Origin of the sequence: Methanoregula sp., assembly GCF_049510175.1 — an archaeon.
GTDB lineage: Archaea > Halobacteriota > Methanomicrobia > Methanomicrobiales > Methanospirillaceae > Methanoregula.
This window is the reverse complement of record NZ_JBEKZF010000005.1, coordinates 120,309-138,061: the sequence shown is the minus strand read 5'-3', so window position 1 is coordinate 138,061 and position 17,753 is coordinate 120,309. Positions and strand designations below refer to the sequence as shown.

At 55.1% G+C, this 17,753-nt stretch carries 18 protein-coding genes; 12 read left to right on the top strand and 6 right to left on the bottom strand.

Annotation, left to right across the window (positions count from 1 at the left end):
• Positions 1 to 2 precede the first annotated feature (2 nt).
• The 4 genes from ABSG49_RS08600 to ABSG49_RS08585 all read left to right on the top strand — a co-directional run bounded on the left by ABSG49_RS08600 (position 3) and on the right by ABSG49_RS08585 (position 5,495).
• Positions 3 to 1,730 carry a formylmethanofuran dehydrogenase subunit A gene (locus ABSG49_RS08600; RefSeq protein ID WP_424025716.1) on the top strand — a complete coding sequence of 576 codons (1,728 nt, stop codon included), beginning with the start codon at positions 3 to 5 and terminating at the stop codon, positions 1,728 to 1,730.
• Between the two features lie 9 nt (positions 1,731 to 1,739).
• Positions 1,740 to 2,546 carry a formylmethanofuran dehydrogenase subunit C gene (locus ABSG49_RS08595; RefSeq protein ID WP_424025715.1) on the top strand — a complete coding sequence of 269 codons (807 nt, stop codon included), beginning with the start codon at positions 1,740 to 1,742 and terminating at the stop codon, positions 2,544 to 2,546.
• A 90-nt stretch (positions 2,547 to 2,636) separates the two neighbouring features.
• Entirely contained in the window at positions 2,637 to 3,392 is a 756-nt protein-coding gene (locus ABSG49_RS08590; protein ID WP_424025714.1) for a SagB/ThcOx family dehydrogenase, read from the top strand.
• A gap of 186 nt (positions 3,393 to 3,578) precedes the next feature.
• A complete protein-coding gene (locus ABSG49_RS08585) occupies positions 3,579 to 5,495 on the top strand; it encodes a molybdopterin biosynthesis protein (RefSeq protein WP_424025713.1) in 1,917 nt (638 codons plus the stop codon).
• Between the two features lie 23 nt (positions 5,496 to 5,518).
• Here ABSG49_RS08585 and ABSG49_RS08580 read toward each other — a convergent pair whose 3' ends face one another.
• Positions 5,519 to 5,938 (bottom strand): hypothetical protein, encoded by a 420-nt coding sequence (locus ABSG49_RS08580; RefSeq protein WP_424025712.1) that lies wholly within the window; start codon positions 5,936 to 5,938, stop codon positions 5,519 to 5,521.
• 153 nt (positions 5,939 to 6,091) lie between these two features.
• A complete protein-coding gene (locus ABSG49_RS08575; RefSeq protein WP_424025711.1) occupies positions 6,092 to 6,841 on the bottom strand; it encodes an amino acid kinase family protein in 750 nt (249 codons plus the stop codon).
• Between the two features lie 190 nt (positions 6,842 to 7,031).
• On the opposite strand from ABSG49_RS08575, the gene ABSG49_RS08570 reads away from it, so the two are divergent.
• Positions 7,032 to 7,235, top strand: a complete 204-nt coding sequence (locus ABSG49_RS08570; protein ID WP_424025710.1) for a hypothetical protein — start codon at positions 7,032 to 7,034, stop codon at positions 7,233 to 7,235.
• Positions 7,236 to 7,392: 157 nt separating this feature from the next.
• Here the strand turns inward: ABSG49_RS08570 and chrA are convergent, their stop codons facing one another.
• On the bottom strand, positions 7,393 to 8,580 hold the full coding sequence (gene chrA / locus ABSG49_RS08565; RefSeq protein ID WP_424025709.1) for a chromate efflux transporter: 1,188 nt from the start codon (positions 8,578 to 8,580) through the stop codon (positions 7,393 to 7,395).
• A 171-nt stretch (positions 8,581 to 8,751) separates the two neighbouring features.
• Here chrA and ABSG49_RS08560 point away from each other — a divergent pair, with 171 nt between their 5' ends.
• Positions 8,752 to 9,090, top strand: coding sequence for a hypothetical protein (locus ABSG49_RS08560; RefSeq protein ID WP_424025708.1), 339 nt, complete (start codon positions 8,752 to 8,754; stop codon positions 9,088 to 9,090).
• Between the two features lie 137 nt (positions 9,091 to 9,227).
• On the opposite strand, the gene ABSG49_RS08555 is transcribed toward ABSG49_RS08560, so the two are convergent.
• Positions 9,228 to 9,398 carry a hypothetical protein gene (locus tag ABSG49_RS08555; RefSeq protein WP_424025707.1) on the bottom strand — a complete coding sequence of 57 codons (171 nt, stop codon included), beginning with the start codon at positions 9,396 to 9,398 and terminating at the stop codon, positions 9,228 to 9,230.
• A gap of 580 nt (positions 9,399 to 9,978) precedes the next feature.
• On the opposite strand from ABSG49_RS08555, the gene ABSG49_RS08550 reads away from it, so the two are divergent.
• The 5 genes from ABSG49_RS08550 (at position 9,979) to ABSG49_RS08530 (ending at position 13,474) form a co-directional block, all read left to right on the top strand.
• A complete protein-coding gene (locus ABSG49_RS08550) occupies positions 9,979 to 11,067 on the top strand; it encodes an ABC transporter substrate-binding protein (RefSeq protein ID WP_424025706.1) in 1,089 nt (362 codons plus the stop codon).
• Between the two features lie 70 nt (positions 11,068 to 11,137).
• The gene (locus ABSG49_RS08545; RefSeq protein ID WP_424025705.1) at positions 11,138 to 11,866 is read left to right on the top strand and encodes an ABC transporter permease; all 729 of its coding nucleotides are present in this window, start codon (positions 11,138 to 11,140) and stop codon (positions 11,864 to 11,866) included.
• The gene (locus ABSG49_RS08540; RefSeq protein WP_424025762.1) at positions 11,863 to 12,972 is read left to right on the top strand and encodes an ABC transporter ATP-binding protein; all 1,110 of its coding nucleotides are present in this window, start codon (positions 11,863 to 11,865) and stop codon (positions 12,970 to 12,972) included. Before ABSG49_RS08545 ends, ABSG49_RS08540 begins: the two co-directional genes overlap by 4 nt.
• A gap of 95 nt (positions 12,973 to 13,067) precedes the next feature.
• Positions 13,068 to 13,238 carry a hypothetical protein gene (locus ABSG49_RS08535; RefSeq protein WP_424025704.1) on the top strand — a complete coding sequence of 57 codons (171 nt, stop codon included), beginning with the start codon at positions 13,068 to 13,070 and terminating at the stop codon, positions 13,236 to 13,238.
• A 53-nt stretch (positions 13,239 to 13,291) separates the two neighbouring features.
• Positions 13,292 to 13,474: a hypothetical protein gene (locus tag ABSG49_RS08530; RefSeq protein WP_424025703.1), complete on the top strand. Its 183-nt coding sequence runs from the start codon at positions 13,292 to 13,294 to the stop codon at positions 13,472 to 13,474.
• A 134-nt stretch (positions 13,475 to 13,608) separates the two neighbouring features.
• Here the strand turns inward: ABSG49_RS08530 and ABSG49_RS08525 are convergent, their stop codons facing one another.
• A complete protein-coding gene (locus ABSG49_RS08525) occupies positions 13,609 to 14,862 on the bottom strand; it encodes a Coenzyme F420 hydrogenase/dehydrogenase, beta subunit C-terminal domain (protein ID WP_424025702.1) in 1,254 nt (417 codons plus the stop codon).
• Positions 14,863 to 14,864: 2 nt separating this feature from the next.
• The gene (gene fdhF / locus ABSG49_RS08520) at positions 14,865 to 16,925 is read right to left on the bottom strand and encodes a formate dehydrogenase subunit alpha (RefSeq protein ID WP_424025701.1); all 2,061 of its coding nucleotides are present in this window, start codon (positions 16,923 to 16,925) and stop codon (positions 14,865 to 14,867) included.
• 199 nt (positions 16,926 to 17,124) lie between these two features.
• Here fdhF and ABSG49_RS08515 point away from each other — a divergent pair, with 199 nt between their 5' ends.
• Positions 17,125 to 17,751 (top strand): hypothetical protein, encoded by a 627-nt coding sequence (locus tag ABSG49_RS08515; protein ID WP_424025700.1) that lies wholly within the window; start codon positions 17,125 to 17,127, stop codon positions 17,749 to 17,751.
• Positions 17,752 to 17,753: the final 2 nt, after the last annotated feature.

The window sequence follows — 17,753 nt, the reverse complement described above, 5'->3', positions numbered from 1 at the left end:
AGATGGCATCTGGAGAAATTATCATCAAGGGTGGATTCGTTGTCGACCCGACCCGGAAGATGGACGGCGATGTCGCAGATGTCGCCATCAAGGACGGGAAGATCGTTGACAAGGTCAGCTCCTCTGCAAAGGTGATCGATGCAAAGGGCAAGACCGTGATGGCCGGTGCTGTGGATGTCCACGCCCATGTCGCAGGACCCAAGGTCAATGTCGGGCGGTTGTTCCGGCCTGAGGACAAGCTCTTATCCGGAGTCAGCAGGAGCGCGATGGCACAGAAAAACGGCTACCGCATGGAGTCCGGGTTCTCGATCCCGAGCACCTTCAAGACCGGGTACGACTATGCCCGGATGGGGTACGCGTTCGTCATGGAAGCCGCGATGCCCCCCCTCTACTCCCCGCATATCCACGAGGAGATCCACGATACCCCGATCATCGATGAGGCAGCACTCCCGGTCTTCGGGAACAACTGGTTCGTCATGGACTACGTCAAGAAGGGCGAGATCGAGAACACGGCGGCCTATATCGCCTGGCTCCTCAGGACAACGAAAGGCTTCGGCGTCAAGGTCGTCAACCCCGGCGGCACCGCTGCCTGGGGCTGGGGCCTTAACTGCTTAACCCTCGATGACCCGGTCCCATACTTCGAGATTACCCCCCGGGAGATTATCATCGGCTGCATGAAAGCAAACGAGTACCTTGGTCTCCCCCACTCGATGCACATCCACCAGAACGACCTCGGGAACCCCGGCAACTACAAGCTCACCATCGACTCCCTCAAGCTTGCTGAGGGCATCAAGCCGAAGAACAAGTTCGGCCGCGAGCAGGTCATGCACTCCACCCACCTCCAGTTCCACTCGTATGGCGGAACCGGCTGGGGCGATTTCGAGTCCAAGGCAAAGGAAGTCATGGACTACGTGAACAAGAACAAGGCGATCACGGTCGACCTCGGCTGCGTGACTCTCGACGAGACCACCACGATGACCGCAGACGGTCCCTTCGAACACCACCTCCACAGCCTCAACCACCTCAAGTGGGTAAATGTCGACGTCGAGATGGAGACCGCTGCCGGTGTTGTCCCGTATGTTTACGACCCGAACATCAAGGTCTGCGACATCCAGTGGGCGATCGGCCTCGAGCTCGGGCTCTTTGCAAAGGACATGAACCGGACGTTCATCAGCACGGATCATCCCAATGCCGGACCATTCACCCGGTACCCCCGCGTCATCAAGTGGCTGATGTCCAAGAAGGCCCGCGAAGCAGTGCTCGACTCGTTCAAGCACAAGGACAAGGTCATCGACGCCACGAACCTCCACACCATCGACCGCGAACTCACTCTCTTCGAGATCGCCCAGATGACCCGCTCCGGCCCGGCAAAGTGTCTCGGCATGTCCAATATCTATGGAGGCCTCGCACCCGGCATGAACGCAGATGTCGGCATCTTCGACCTCAACTACAAGAACATGCCCTCCGACCCCGAAAAGATCGAGAAGGCATTCCAGCGGGCTGCCTGCTTCATCAAGTCCGGCGAGATCGTGGTTAAGGACGGCGAAGTTGTCAGCAATGGCCACAAGCAGACGGTCTGGGTCAATGTCAAGATGCCCGAGAACCTGCAGGTCAAGCGCGATATCACCCAGAGCTTTACGAAAGACTATACAGTCGATCTCATCAACTATCAGGTCCGGGACTACCTCGCCCCGCACCCGCTCGTGATCGATGTCGATGTGGAGGCCTGAGGTGCGATCATGGCAACCGTTACGTTAAAACCCACCAAGGTCCCCGAACTCATCTTTGAGGGCTACAGCATCACTCCTGACGCATTCGCAGGAAAGACCGCTGCAGAGATTGCAGCACTTCCCGGCCATGAGGGCAAGATCCATGTTAAGATCGGGGACTTCTTCACAGTCAGCGGTGCTCCCGGTGCAACCGCAGCGGACACCGATATCGTGATTGCCGGAGACTGCACCCGCGTGAAGTACATCGGCTCCAAGATGACTGCCGGAACCGTCACGGTCAACGGCAATGCTGACATGTATGTCGGCGGCTGGATGAAGGGCGGAAAGATACACGTCACCGGCGACGTTGACTCCTTCTGCGGTATCCAGATGCAGGGCGGTGAGATCCTTGTTGACGGCGATGCCAAGAACCACGTCGGCTGCGCTTACCGCGGCGACTGGAGAGGCATGAAGGGCGGCACGATCCGGATCAAGGGAAGCGCCGGTAACGATATCGGCACCTTCATGCTCGGCGGTACCATCATCATCGAGAAGGACGCTTTCATCCACGTCTCCACCCACGCAGAGGGCGGCACCGTCATCATCAAGGGGGATGTCGAGGGCCGTGTTGGCGGCCAGATGGTCAAGGGCGACATGTACGTGCTCGGGAATATCAAGTTCATGATGCCCGGTTACCAGAAAGTCGAAACCGTTGAGAAGGAAGTCGATGGTGTCATGCTCAAGCTCGACCACTACATCGGCGACCTCGGGGAACGCCACCCCAAGAGCAAGGGCCAGATCGTATATGCGAACCTGTACCTGAAAGCAGCGGCATGAACCGGCCTGCCCGTCACACACATAAGGCCGGAACAACCGGCACCCTTTTTCCTTCAGTTTCAAAATACCCCTATTAATGAGGATGATGTCATGAAAAATATCGGCAAAGAATTCATCAAAGGAACGCAGTACCCGGATTATTCCACGGTCGACCTTCTTCTCCGTGTCCCGGAACCCCCCCATGAACTCCCGGTCAGGGAAGGCCGGACAATTATCAAGCTCCCCAGCCCGAAACGGTTCAAGATCCCGGACGTACCGGTCAGGAAAGCCATCGAGAACTGGGAGCCGGTCGGGTTCTTCTCCCGCTCCAGTATCAATCTTAAGGAACTCTCGTACCTGCTCTGGTGCACGCAGGGGTTCAGGAAGATGGTGGCAGAGAGCATCCAGCTCCGCAATGTGCCGTCAAGTGGTGCGCGCTACCCGCTGGAGACCTACTTTGTGGCAAGCGATGTGGAAGGGCTGGAGACCGGACTGTACCGGTACCTCCCGCGATCGAACAGCATCGTTGCCGAACGGCTCGATTCCGACCTGACGCTCGAGATGAGCACGGCAAGCTTAAACTTCAAGCTCATGACACGGGCCGCCGTTACCTTCCTCTGGGTTGCTGTACCATACCGCTCGACCTGGGCACTGGGAAACCGGGGCTACCGGAGCGTTTTTATCGAGGCCGGGCATACCTGCCAGAACCTCATCATGGCAGCGGCAAACCTCGGGTATGAGGTTTTTCCCACGGATATGTTCCATGACGAACTGATAACTACACTCGCAGGTCTGGACCCGGAGACCCAGTGGCCGGTCTACCTGGCTGCAGTGGGAAAAGTAGAGAAGAGCGTCACGGTTGCCTGAAAAGGCAAGCCCTCATTTTTCAGACATGTCAGTCCATAGTATCAAACAAATTGTTTATTGGGGAACAGCAGGATAAATTATTTCACATTAATACCAGCATTCGGTTAAGGATGCATAGTTACACTGGAAGACTGCCATGAATGTGTGGGACATAATACCGGAACATGATGCGACAGGGATTGCGGCATGGTAAAGCGTTACCTCGAGCTTCGTTCTCTTGACGAGGCACTCACCCTGCTCACGACATCCTTTACTGCGCCACGGCGGACTGAGAAGGTTCCCATCATGCAGGCAGCAGGAAGGGTTGTGGCGGAACCGATCTTTGCAAAATACTCCGTACCGGAAGTGAATATCTCCGCCATGGACGGGATCGCGGTCAGGAGCCGCGATACTCTCGGTGCCAGTGACCGGAATCCGATAACCCTTGAACACTTTACCCAGGTGAATACCGGCAACATCATCCCGCCGGAGTTCGATGCAGTTGTCATGATTGAGGATGTCTGGGAAGCAGGAAGCAGCTTCCAGATCCGGCGGGCTGCCGTGCCCTGGCAGCATATCCGCCCGGCCGGTGAGGACATCAAGGAGAACAAGCTCGTGCTTCCCCGCGGCCATGTAATCCGGCCCTTCGATATCGGGGCGCTCGTCACCTATGGCATAACAACCGTTGAGGTCCTTGCGGTCAACGTGGGAATTATCCCCACCGGCAGCGAGCTCGTGCCGCTGGGTGTCCGCCCAGGGCCGGGACAGGTGGTGGAGAGCAACACGGTCATGGCCCAGGTCTTCCTCTCCCAGATGGGAGCTCACTGCACCCGCCTTCCGATCGTGCAGGACGACCCCGACTTCATCCGCGAGACCCTGCGGTCAGCGGTACAGGGGAATGACCTTGTCCTCATCTCTGCCGGTTCATCTGCCGGAACCCGCGATTTTACCGAGGATGTGATCCGTTCGCTGGGGGAGCTGCTCTTCCATGGTGTGGCAGTTAAGCCCGGCAAACCGGTGATGCTGGGCAGAGTTGAGGGGAAGCCGGTCCTCGGGCTGCCGGGCTACCCGCTTGCTGCCCAGACCGTACTCCGGGAGTTTGCCGCACCGCTGCTCGAATCCTGGGGATTTGCCCCTGCGCCACGGTACCCGGTCACTGTCAGGCTGGCCCAGGCCCTCACATCGGATCCAGGGTTTGACGAGTTCGTGCCGCTCTTTGTAGGCCGTATCGGCACAACCCTGTGCGGGATCCCCCGTGGGAAAGGGGCGGCCGTCCAGATGGCAACCGTTAAGGCGAACGGCTACACCCATATCCCGGCACCGCTCGAGGGATATGATGCAGGGACCGAGCTTGAGGTCTTCCTTACCACCGATCCCGGGAGCATCGAGCGCACGCTCATCCTGACAGGCACGCTGGACCCGGCCCTGGAGGAACTCGCCGGCCTTGCCCATGATGAGGGTTTGTATATCCACGCCACAAATCCTGGAAATATCGCAGGACTCCTTGCCCTCAGCAGCAATGCCTGCCACGCGGCCCCTCTGGTACTGCCCGCCCGTTCCCCGCTGACGTCATACAAATCCCATATAAAAATCCCGGATGACAGCGAACTGGCATTTATCCATGTGGCTACCATCGAAATCGGTATCGTTTCCCGCGATGGCCTGAACGTATCGGACCTCACACGTGCCCGGTTCATCAATACCCGAAAGGATACACCGTCCCGGACCGTTCTTGACACCCTACTGGCCTCCGAAGGAATTGACCCGTTCCAGGTGAGCGGCTACCTGCAGGAAGTGCATGATTCCCCGGCAGTTGCAGCTGCCATCCGGAACGGGTTTGCCGATGCCGGTATCTGCACCTCCAGCATTGCCAGCGCCAATGGGCTGCGGTTCGTCCCGGTTGCATACGAGGACTACGAGCTTGCCGTGCGGCGGGAGCTGCTGACAGATCCCAGGATCAGGATGCTCATCACTCTGATCAGGTCGCCGACCTACCATGCGATGCTCAGGAAGATTGGCGGGTATACAACTGAAACAACCGGGATGATCCGGTACCTTTCCACGGACGCGATCCTGACCGAGTACCCTCTCCCGGTAAGCTATCCTGAATCGCTGCAGGGCTGATGCTGTAAAAAAGAGTGTCTGGGTTATGCCGGCACTTTAACCGGTGCGCTTTCGCTCTTCCGGACCGGCTTTTTCACCCAGGTGAGCTCCTTGCCCTCAAAGGCAAAGGATTTCATGGTATAGATCCTGACTCCTGCCGGCACCGTGGAGGTGTCAGCATTGGCCGGGACCATGACCGCATATGCAAACCGGGTCACGGTCCCGTCAGTTGTGCGGTCGGCCCGGGTGAGTTCTTCCGGAAGGGGAGACGGCACAGATCTGCCGAACGTGACAAGGACTTTCACACAGTCCCGGTGCCCGCTATTGCGCCGTTCCAGTACCACGAGCGTGTCGTACCCGGTCTCAAGCTGCCGCGGCGTGCACTTCCAGCCGTCATAACTGGAGTAGATATTTTTGATCTCCTTTGCCACAAAATCGTGCATAATGTCTGAACTGAAACCCATAGTACTCACGTAATTTAAAAGTCTCAATAATAAATACCGCTGGTTAATCAATTGCATTTACCGTACCCCCTGAAACGGAAGAGATTAATCTCCCGCAGGCGGCCACCTAAAATATGACACACACACGCCGTCGCCCGCATCGGGATCGTTTTGTTATTCGGCCCGGATAATCGTACCGGTATTCTTCCCGTTGATTGCGTTTTCGATATTTCCCCGCGTGTGGCAGTTGATGATCCGGACTTCCCGGATATGGACGGCGTCTTCCAGGAGTTCAACGACCATGGGTTCAAGCACCATATCATCAAGGTTCATCCTGATCAGTTCTTTCGCAGTGATATCCCTGATGAGCTCTGCGTCCGGATTTTTCCGGGGGTCCTCGGTATAGAGCCCGTCCACATTCTTCCCAATGATGCAACTCTTTGCCCCGAGTACTTCCGCGATCAGGAAAGCACCGGTGTCCGTGCGGTGCGGGGGGACGGTCTCGGATCGTGCCGGGTGCTCGTAGAGTCCGTACGGCGGCGTGCCGTGAATGACCGGCAGTATCCCAAGTTTCAGGAGCATCGGGAGTTCGAGAAGATCACCGGTATGGATCCGGGTGCCGCTGTATTTCGAGAGCAGGATCGAGACCATGATCGCGTTCTGCTCGGAGATTTTTGCGGAGAGTTCGGCGAGAACACCGGTCGGCATCCCGAGGTCCATGCCGATGTCCATAATATGGCGCACCCGCCCGCCCCCTCCGGTAACCACGAGGAGCTTGTGTTTCTTCGAGAGTTCCCCGATCTCCTCACAGAGCGGGTACATCACCTCGCGTCCGTAGTCGATCGCACCGTGCCCCCCGATTTTGATCACGTTGACATCAGGGGCGATGCGGATCTGTTCGCTTACAGGCCGTCTCTTCATCATCCCTTTCCGCACGAGGGTCTCTCCCTGCAGCCCGCTCCTGAGTTCAAACCGTTTTTTCGTGATGACACACTCAGTTCAGGTATCGCAAAGGGAAGGTATAAGTCCGCGTAAACCAGTTGGTATATCAGAGCTAATACCCCGCAGTGCAAATGTTCATGACATGCGGACTGTTATTGGCAGGAGGAACCCCATGAAGATCTATATTCGTGAGCGCCAGAAAGTCGGAGAGGGTGTTGAGTCACCGAAGTACCGGGTTGTTGCAGTGACCGGTGGCCAGGTCCAGATCGAGGCCATCCATTTCCGGAAGTTCGAGATCGAGCAGATCGCAAAGGATGTCGGAGCCGAGGTCGTATTCATGAAACCTGTCGCCGATGACCACAAGAAGAAGAAATAATTTTTACAATTTTTAAGGAACGTTTCATTTCCATCCCTTTGTTTGCTATTCAGCCAGGTACATCTCCCCACAAATTTTCCGGGGATAAGTCAAAGGGCCGCACGAGTTTGAAGAAGCCGATCGGTTTTTCATGTCCTCCCGGGGGAATAACGTGCAATCAGTGCATAAAAACGAACACAACTCCGGCGAGTCCAACCCCGGCAACAACCACCCAGAGGATCTCGACACCCACCAGAAGGGAGATGAACCCCCCCACTGCAAGAAGTCCCGGGAACCAGGACCAGGGAACCGCAAGCGCCAGCTTGACGGTCACACTCAGGAGCAGGCCCACGAACGAGAACAGGATGCCTTGGAACATTTTCTGGTACAGCTGAGAACTGTGCAGCCGGTCATAATACGGTACCGTCCCGACCACGAACAGGAATGAAGGGGTAAAGATACCGATCGTTGCGACGATCCCGCCCCAGAATCCATAGGCAAGGAACCCGACAAACGTTGCGGTGATAACGATCGGGCCCGGGGTCACCTGGCCGAGTGCCAGACCGTTGATGAAGGTTGTACTATCCAGCCACGAATGCACATCAACGACCTCATGGAACATGAGCGGGAGTGCAGCAAATCCACCGCCGAACGCGAACAGGTCAACCCTTGCCATCGTAGCGGCAATTTCAAAGAGATCGGGCTGGAGAATGTAGAGCAGCACGAAAAAAGCTATTGCCATGGTAAGCATGATGAGGAAGGATTTTTCCGGACGTTGAAACGTTGTGACGGGATTTTCCTGTTTTTTCTCGGGTTTGGGAAGGATGGCGATACCGAGCAGGGCCGCAATGACGATGACAATGATAGGGCTTACACCTATGAGAAAGAGCGCTGCCGCGATCCCGGCAATGAGTACGTGAATCCATTGTTTGAGTGACGTCCTCCCGAATGAGAGCGTCGAGTAGGCAACCAACGCCACAACGATTGCCTGTAGCGCGAGGAACAGCGCCTTCACCGGGGGGAGTGCGGATGTTGAAACATAGAGTGCCGAGAGTGCCATCATCAGGAAAAATGCCGGGAGACCAAAGCCCGCAAAAGCTGCAAGTGCGCCAGCCGCACCCCGTATGCGAAGACCGACATAAGCGGTAACCTGCATGGCCGTTGCACCGGGGATAGCCTGGCAGAGCGCAACCCCGTCGTCAAAGACCGCACTATCGAGCCAGCCTTTCTGCCCGACCACCATCTTTCGTATGTAGGAGACCATGGCGGGACCACCGAATGCAGTGATTCCAAGCAGGAAAAACGCGAAAAAAATTGACGTTAGCGAGGGCTGCTGCAATGCAGACGGTGCAGGTTGTTCGGCCATATGTTATGAGAATTATTGAACTGTATTGGTATAATGATACTTGGCACGTCCTCGAGTACTTTAGATATTGTATCTTCTTTCCGGACATCGACAGTATAAAGCCGGACCTTCTGTTTTTGAATAATGATACTATATTAGGTCGTTGCACACAATCAGGTACAGGAAGTCTACATGGCCGCGCTCTCGATTGATACTCTCTTTGATGCAGCAATCCGCATCCAGGTGATGGAGCGATCGATATCCCTTACGTTTACAGAGAATTCGGTCCGGATCAAATTCCCCACGACCCGGAGACTGGCGGAATTCCTTGATGTCCCTCACTATTATGTGCTGCCGTATTTTGCCATGATGGAGCAGGAGGAACTGGTCACACGGGCCGAGCGGGTAGGAATTCTCACAACTGCAAAAGGCAGCAGAAAAATGATTGAACTGATGCACGAGAAATATCTGAAAGAATCCAGTGAAATTCTCGGAACGGCAATTTTTGAAGAAATTTTAAGAAAAATATGATTCCTTGGCAGAGCCGGAGATTTTCCTTTTTTTACATCAAATCATTGGCATTTGTTGAGAGATCAGTTGTTTATCAATTGTTTACTCTCTTTTTTCAGAGAACAAAAAGAAACATTGAATACTGTTCTTATCCACATTTATCTCGGTATAATTATGAGAAGAGATGTGCATGTTGGATTAATTTCCACAATATTCGTGATGCTGTTCATTGCAGCCTGCTTTGCAGGATGAACAAGCCAGGCTCCGACCGCCACCCCCACGGCGGCACCAACCACTGCTGCTCCGGCTGTAAATGCAACCGCAGCCACATAAAAACCACTTTTTCCTTTTACCGTACAAGTTTTTCAGAAACCCGGAGAACCGGTCTTTTACACACCGGGGGAAGATCCATTCCAGCCCTGTCCGTTGATGTCCTCTTTGATGCCGCAGTTCGCATCTAGTTACTGGAGCATTCAATCATCATCGCATTTGCCGACAACACCATCCGGATGAAATTCCCAATAACGCAACGGCTCGCGGAATTCCTCGATGTCCCGCACTAGTATTTGCTGCCATATTTTGCCTTGATGGGAGCGGGAGGAACTGATCATGTGGGCCGAGCCGCCTAGGAATTCTCACAACCGCAAAAGGCAGCCGGAAGATGATTGAACTCATGAGGGAGAAATACCAGAAAGAGACGGATGAAATTCTCGGCTCGGTAATTTTTGATGGAATATTATGAAAAGTATAAATTATTCGCAGAGGGGGAGATTCACTTTTTTTTGTGTCAGACTGTCGGCATCTATTGACATATCAGTTGTTTATCAATTGGTTAATTTCTTTTTGTATACAGAGAGCAAAAAGAAACATTCAATAATTTCCCTCATCAATGTAAATCCCGATCATATTATGAAAAAGAGTGTGTGTATTGGATTGACTGCCATCGTTATTGCAGTCCTGTTTGTAACAACTCTCCTCGCCGGATGTACCAGCTCGACACCGTCGACATCTCCGGCTGCAACCACGGCGGCTGCAACCGCAGCACCCGCTGCAACAGAAGCAGCCCAGCAGAAACTGGTCATCGCGACGACAACGAGTCTCTACGATACCGGCCTGCTCAACTACCTGCAGCCCAAGTTCGAATCCCAGTATAACGTGAAACTTGCCATCACATCGCAGGGCAGTGGCAAAGCTATCCAGATTGCCACGAACGGCGATGCAGACGTCCTTCTCGTTCACTCCCCGGCAGCAGAACTTGCGTTCATGCAGACCGGGAAAGGCCTGAACCGCAGGTCCTTTGCATCGAATTATTTCATCATCGTCGGCCCGCCTACCGATCCGGCAGGGATTAACAACATGACACCGGAGAACGCGTTCACGACCCTGCTCGTCAAGGGGACCAACAAGACTGCAAATGTCTACTTCGTCTCCCGCGGTGACGGATCCGGTACGCAGACTGCTGAAATAAACATCTGGAAGAAAGCCGGATATAACTACACGGTTAATGTCGAGAAATCCGGTCTCTGGTATATCGAGGCAGGCAAGGGAATGGGAGAGACCCTCCAGATGGCAAGCGACAAGGGAGCATACACCCTTACCGATGAGGGTACCTACCTCGCATACAAGGGCAACCTGACCCTCGTTCCCCAGGTCACGAAAGGTGCAAGCCTGCTCAACATCTACAGCGTCATGGCTGTGTACAACGACAAGCAGCCGGTCGAGAAGATCCAGATGGCGAATAACTTCATCAACTTCCTGATCTCGCCGCAGACCCAGGCCGATATCGGGGCGTATGGCGTGGACAAGTACGGCAAGTCGCTCTTCATCCCGATGAGCGTCTCTGTGCCGACCGCCACCGCAGGCTGGGTCGGGGATTATTCCACTCCCGCAACAGACCTGACGCCTGCTCCGGTGACAACTACCGCTCCTGCAGCAATAACAAATACTACCATGGCGGCAATGGCAACCACGGTCCCGGCGGCAACAGCAACAACCTGATGATTTTCTTTTTTTTCCAAGTAGTTCATCATCATGCACCCGGCGTCACAGGTGAACGAAGGGATCGGCCATGAGTGATATTGTCTCGGGTTTTTCTCAGGCGATCAACCTGATCGTGACCCTCAACCCCGACGTCCTCCAGATCGCGGCTCTCTCACTGTACGTATCCCTCACCGCCACGATCCTTGCCTCATGCATCTCGATACCGGTCGGGGGGTTCATCCACTTCCATGATTTTCGCGGCAAGCGCATTCTGATCGTGCTGATCCAGACCCTCTACTCGGTCCCGACTGTAGTCGTCGGCCTCCTGATCTACCTCCTGATCTCGCGGAGCGGTCCTCTCGGGTTCTTCGGCCTCCTCTGGACCCCGGAAGGGATGATCCTTGGCCAGGTGGTACTAATCATACCGATCACGACAGGGCTCGTCATCTCTGCCCTGAGCAGCATCGACCGGAACATCAGCGACACGCTCACCTCGCTCGGCGCCACAGGGTTCCAGAATGTCATGCAGGTGATCAGGGAGGCACGGTTTGCCATCCTGAGTGCCGTGATCCTCGCGTTCGGGAGGGCGATCTCGGAAGTGGGGGTGGCGATGATGATCGGTGGCAACATCGAAGGCCAGACCCGGGTACTGACCACCGCGATCGCCCTCCAGACCGGGCTGGGCGACTTCGGCTTCTCCATCGCCCTGGGCATCATCCTGCTTGCCATTGCCCTCGTCGTTGTGATCATCATGAACCTGATCACTGCCGGTTCTGCAGACTTCGAACGCATCATGGGAGGTGCGCCACGGGCATAATCGATATCACCGGTCTTTCGCGCCGGGCCGGCAACCGGGAGATCCTGCATGGGATCGGGCTCGAGATCCGGAAGGGAGAAATCTTCACTCTTATCGGCCCAAGCGGGAGCGGCAAGACCACGCTCATCCGGCTGATCGATCTCCTCGATACTCCTAGTTCCGGAACGATCCTCTTCGACCGGAAGGACACCTCGGCAGACGAGGCAACACGGCTTGCGATCCGGAGGCGGATGGGAATGGTCTTCCAGAAACCCGCGGTCATGAACACGACTGTAGAAGAGAACGTAGCTTTCGGCCTGAAGTTCAGGGGCGTTGCGCAGGCAGAGCGTGCAGGACGCGTCCGGACCGCGCTCGATCTCGTCGGCCTTTCCCACCTTGCCGGCCGGAAGGCGACAACGCTCTCGGGTGGAGAGATGCAGCGGGTAGCCGTCGCCCGGGCGCTGGTGACCGAACCGGAAGTACTCCTCCTCGATGAGCCCACCGCGAATCTGGACCCCGTCTCATCGGAGGTGATCGAGGAGCTGATCCTACGGGTCAACCATGAGCGCGGCACCACGGTGGTCATGGCCACCCACGACATGATCCAGGGACAGCGCCTCGCGGACCGGATCGGGGTAATTATGAACGGAAGGCTGGTACAGGTCGGGAGCAGCACCGAGATCTTCTACCAGCCAAAAGGAATGGAGATTGCACGGTTCGTCGGCATCGACGCCCCCCTGAAAGGGATTGTCAGGACCAACGAGAACGGGCATACCGGAATAGAGATTGGCGGGGAGACGTTCGAGGCAATCAGCCGGTGCCCGCCGGGACAGCACGTGGCCCTCTACATACGGCCGGAGGATGTGACGATCACCCTGCCGGATGCCGGGGGATCGCGGACCAGTGTGCGGAACCAGTTCTCCGGGAAAGTAACGAAGATAATGCCGAACGGGCCGTTCGTCAGGCTCGCCATCGAATGCGGGTTTCCGGTGATATCTCTCATCACGAGGAGGTCCTGCCAGGATCTCAACATCGGCGTTGGAACTGTCGTCATGGCCGGAATAAAAGCAACGGCGATCCACGTCCTGCCGGAAACTTCCGGTATGGATGAGAAGCGGGCTCTGTAAAGTCTCAACAGCCGATTGAAATCTGTGAGTAATCCGAAGGATCTAGGTGTTACATTAAAAAGATGTATCTATGAAAAGTTTCAGAGAAAATGATCATGACGGAAAAACCAAAGTGTGAATACTGTGGGAAGGATGCCATCGGGTTCCAGTCAATGGAGGGCGGTTTTGAATATGTCTGTTTAGAGCATGCTGACAGCCTCCTTCTTGCACTCAAACCCGGTGAGAAAAAATCGTACGGTGTTTGTTATCTCGAACGATACACCTGATATCTGATCATTTCCCTGATTAATCTTTAAAAAAGAATCCAAGAGAAGTAACCATGGCGGAAAAACCCAAGTGTGAACAATGCGAGAAGGATGCCATCGGTATCCAGTCATTCGGGTACGTTGTTTCCTATGTCTGCCGGGACCATACCGACGGCCTCCTTCTTGCACTCAAACCCGGTGAAAAGCAGGCGTATGAGTATTGTTATCTCGAACGATTCGATACAGCCGATCACTGATCATTCCCTGATAAATACAGACCGTGTTCAGGCTCAGTGATCAGAATCCAGATAAGCAGTATTGCAACAGAAAAAATTCTGCACCTCTTTTCCGTATAAACCCCTGTTACAAATTGAAATAAAAAGAAAAAATTTTAGTGTCCCTTGACAGGGTTGAACACATTCTCGTAGATCATGTCGCTGCCGGTGTTGTGGAGCCGTGCACGCTCCTCCTTCTCCTCGACATATGCCATGAGCGGGAGCTCCATGTTGACGCCGGGGACATGGCCGAACATCTTCTCGAGTTCCTGCTGCTGTGCGTGCATGAAGAGTGCGTTCGGGATCTCGGCCGGGCAGAGTTCCTCGCACTGGCCACAGTTCACGCAGGAGTCTGCGATGTGGGCGTACCGGATCAGGTGGAACATGAAGTTCGGCGGGAGCTGGCCGGGCGTCACATAGGCCGGGTTCTTGGTGGTGCAGTCCACGCAGTAACAGATCGGGCATGCCAAGATGCACGAGTAGCACTTGATACACCGTGAGGTCTCGGACATGATCTTCTTTAACCGGTCCTTACCTTCACCCAGCGACTCGAAGTCATGCTTGCGCCACTTGTCACCGAGCTTGAACATTGCACCCTCGACCTTTCCGCGGATGTCGAGTCCCTTGGGATTTGCGGGTTCGGTCGCGAGAATTCCGGCCTTGACAGCACCGGAGACGAGGTTCGCACCCTTCTCGGAGCAGACCTCGACAAAGGTCACCTTTCCGGCCTTCTCGCCAATGACACCCCAGTTACCGCAGGCAAGGTCTGCCTGCCGGGGCACCTTCATCTTGCAGCGGCGGCAGTTGGAGCGCCGGCCGTAACCGGCCTCTTCGAGAGTGTCGATCGAGATGCCCTTGTGTCCGCCCTCGTACTCGATGATGAACTGGCCCTTGTCGATCTCTTCCTTGTGTACTTTGTCGGGATCGACTTCGAACTTGTCGGTGATCATCTTCCGGGCGGGAACCGGGCTGACCGAGCCACCGCAGTTGACACCAATCATGACAATGTTGTCGAGGTTAATCTGCTTGCGCTTCGCGAGCTCATAGAACGCCATCGCGTCGCAGCCCTTGACCGTGACACCGATCTTCATGTTCTCGGCGCCGTCAAGGTACTTGTGTATCAGTTTCGGGAGCAGGAGTGTCCCGCAGTGGAGTGAGCCGGCGGTCTTTGCAAGTTCCTTGGGGTCGGAGATCAGCACCGGCTGTGCATCGTAGAGGTCGGTTCCCTTGGTGATAACAAGCACTGCATCGACAGCCTTGGACTCGAGTGCGAATTTCCAGAGTGCGGTGACCGCACCGCCGAGTTCGGCCTTCTTCTTGATCTCTGCGTCGTTGGTCCACGCGTAGAGCATATCGCCTTTCTTTGCCATGTTCAGGCCTCCTTGATCTTCTCAATTTTTACAGCACAGGCCTTGAACTCCGGAATAGATGCAACGGGATCAAGTGCATTGTGGGTGAGCGTGTTTGCAGCACATTCCACATAGTGGAACGGTATGAAGACAACACCCTTCTTGATGGTCTTTATCACGCGGGCACCGATCGTGATCTCTCCCCTGCGGGTGATCGCCTTGACCATCTCCTTGTCCTTGATGCCCAGCGCCTTTGCGTCCTCGGGATTGATCTCGATCCATCCCGTGGGCTCCTCGCGCTCAAGATCAACAGAGCGGCGGGTCATCGAGCCGGTGTGCCACTGCCAGATGCAGCGGCCGGTGGTCAGGAGTAACGGGTACTCCTTGTCCGGAACTTCTGCCGGGGGTTTCCACTCGATCGGAGTAAAGATACCAAGACCATCCGGGTGGGAAAATTTCTCCTTATGGAGGATGGGGGTACCCGGGTGCTCCTTTGTCGGGCAGGGCCAGTAGAGTGCTTCGGGCTTTTCGAGGCGTGTATAATCCATCCCGCCATAGGACGGGGTAACCTTTGCGACTTCCGTGAAGATCTCTTCTGCGCTCTTGAACGGGAACTGCTTCTCGTATCCCATCGCCTTTCCGAGCTCACAGATGATCTGCCAGTCAGCCTTTGCCTCTCCGGGCGGATCCTGCGCCTTTCTCCACTTCTGGACACGGCGTTCGGTTGAGGTCTGGGTACCGTCCTTTTCAGCAAAGCAGGTTGCCGGGAGAACAACATCTGCAAGCTGTGCAGTTTCGGTCAGGAAGATGTCCTGCACGACAATGAACTCAGCATTCTTCAGGCCCTTCTCCACGTGATGGAGGTCCGGGTCGGAGAGCATCGGGTTCTCACCCATGATATACAGGCATTTGACCTTACCGGGCTCATCGGCAAGGACATTGATCAACTTGGTAACCGTCAGACCGACTTTGCCCTCGGCAATCTCGCAGCCCCATGCGTCCATCATCTTCTTGCGCATCTCGGGGACAAGCACCGACTGGTACCCGGAGTATACATTTGCGAGGGCTCCCATGTCACAGGCGCCCTGTACATTGTTCTGGCCACGCAGCGCACAGATGCCCGTGCCGGGTCTTCCGAGATTGCCGGTCAGCATCTGGAGGTTTGCGGTTGACTTGACGTTGTCGACACCGGTCGTGTGCTGGGTGATACCCATCGAGTAGAGGATCACGGATTGGCCGGATTTGCCGAACCACTCTGCCGCAGTGATAATGTCCTTTGCGGGAACACCGGTGATCTTCGAGACGTTCTCAGGGGAGTAGGTCTCCTTCATCACGACCTCTTTGACCTTCTCGAAATCCTTGGTCCGGTTCTTGATGAAGTCCTTGTTCTCCCAGCCGTTCTTGAGGATCAGCTGCATGAAGCAGTTCAGTAATGCCACATCGGTACCGGAGTAGAACTGCAGGTGCAGGTCGGCGATTTTTCCCGTCGGCGTGAGCCGCGGGTCGGCGTAGATGATCTTTGCGCCATTCGCCTTTGCCTGCATGATGCGGCGCCCGATCAGCGGGTGCTGCTCGAACGTGTTGGTGCCGATGACAAGGAGGCACTTTGACTGGGCAATGTCTGCAATTGACTGGGTCATTGCACCGGATCCGAATGCCCCGGCCAGCCCTACGACCGTCGATGCGTGGCAGAGCCGGGCACAATGGTCAATATTGGGCGTCTTTAAAACAGCACGGGCAAACTTCTGCATCAGGTAGTTCTCTTCATTGGAGACACGGGCTGATGAAAGGCAGGCCATCTCCTCTCCTTTGTAGGACTTGAACTTGGAGACGATGAGTTTGTAGGCCTCGTCCCAGCTGGCTTCCACAAACTTGCCATCTTTCTTGATGAGCGGTTTGGTTAACCGGTCGGGGCTGTTAACAAACTCCCAGGCATAGTTTCCCTTGGGGCAGAGCTTGCCTTCGTTGACCGGATTGCGGTGCCAGGGCTGGACGCCGACAACCTTCTTGTCCTTGACAACAAGGTTGAAGCCGCACCCGGTCCCGCAATACGGACACGTGGTTGGTACGTATTTGAATTCCATGTAATCACACCTCTAACAATGAAAGGTCTTGTCCGGCCCTATTTAAACCCAATGAAAAGATCTCAAAAAGTGATTAATAGCGGGGGGTTCAATAGCATTTCATGCCGGCGCATTGTAAAATGTATCCATTAATCATGCGGAAAAATCAAGTGATCGCCATGTATCCCAAAACAGCAGGATCCCGGGAAGCGCGCACGGGATGAAACCGCCCCGCATACCCCCGCTTCTTGCCGATATTGTCCAGACCGGGATTTCTGCAGTTGACGGGGTTATCTTCACAGAGCACTCACAATGCCCGACATGTGGCGCCCCTCTTTCCGGTTATGATACAAAAAGAAAACAGTTCGCGCACCTGGTTACTGACAAAGGACCAAGAACTGTGTATGTCGACATCAAACGGTTTTATTGCCGTAACTGTCACCGGTTCTGTCTCGCGGATAACCCGTTCTATCCCGATACCCGGATCGGTTCCATCATCATCGATCTCTGCATTGCATTGTCAATGACAATGCCGGTCAACCGTGTGCCGGCGTACCTTGCTGCCTTGGGCATTCTCGTAGACCGTTCCAGTTGCCGCCTCTATGTGCAGAACAATAGTAGTTACTACGTGCGGAACAATGTCCGCTACATAGAAACAAACAACATATTCGGTGTTCACCTGCCTCGCTCTATTCTCACACTCTCCGCGCTCGCTATCGATCCTATTGAGGGGAGTCACATCGAAGAATCGGACGTGCTTGCGGCCTGTGGTTTCCCCTCTGGACAACGGACAGCGGCGAACCGTCCGTTTCCTCACCCCCGGTGTTTACCCGATCACAAGAGGTAAAC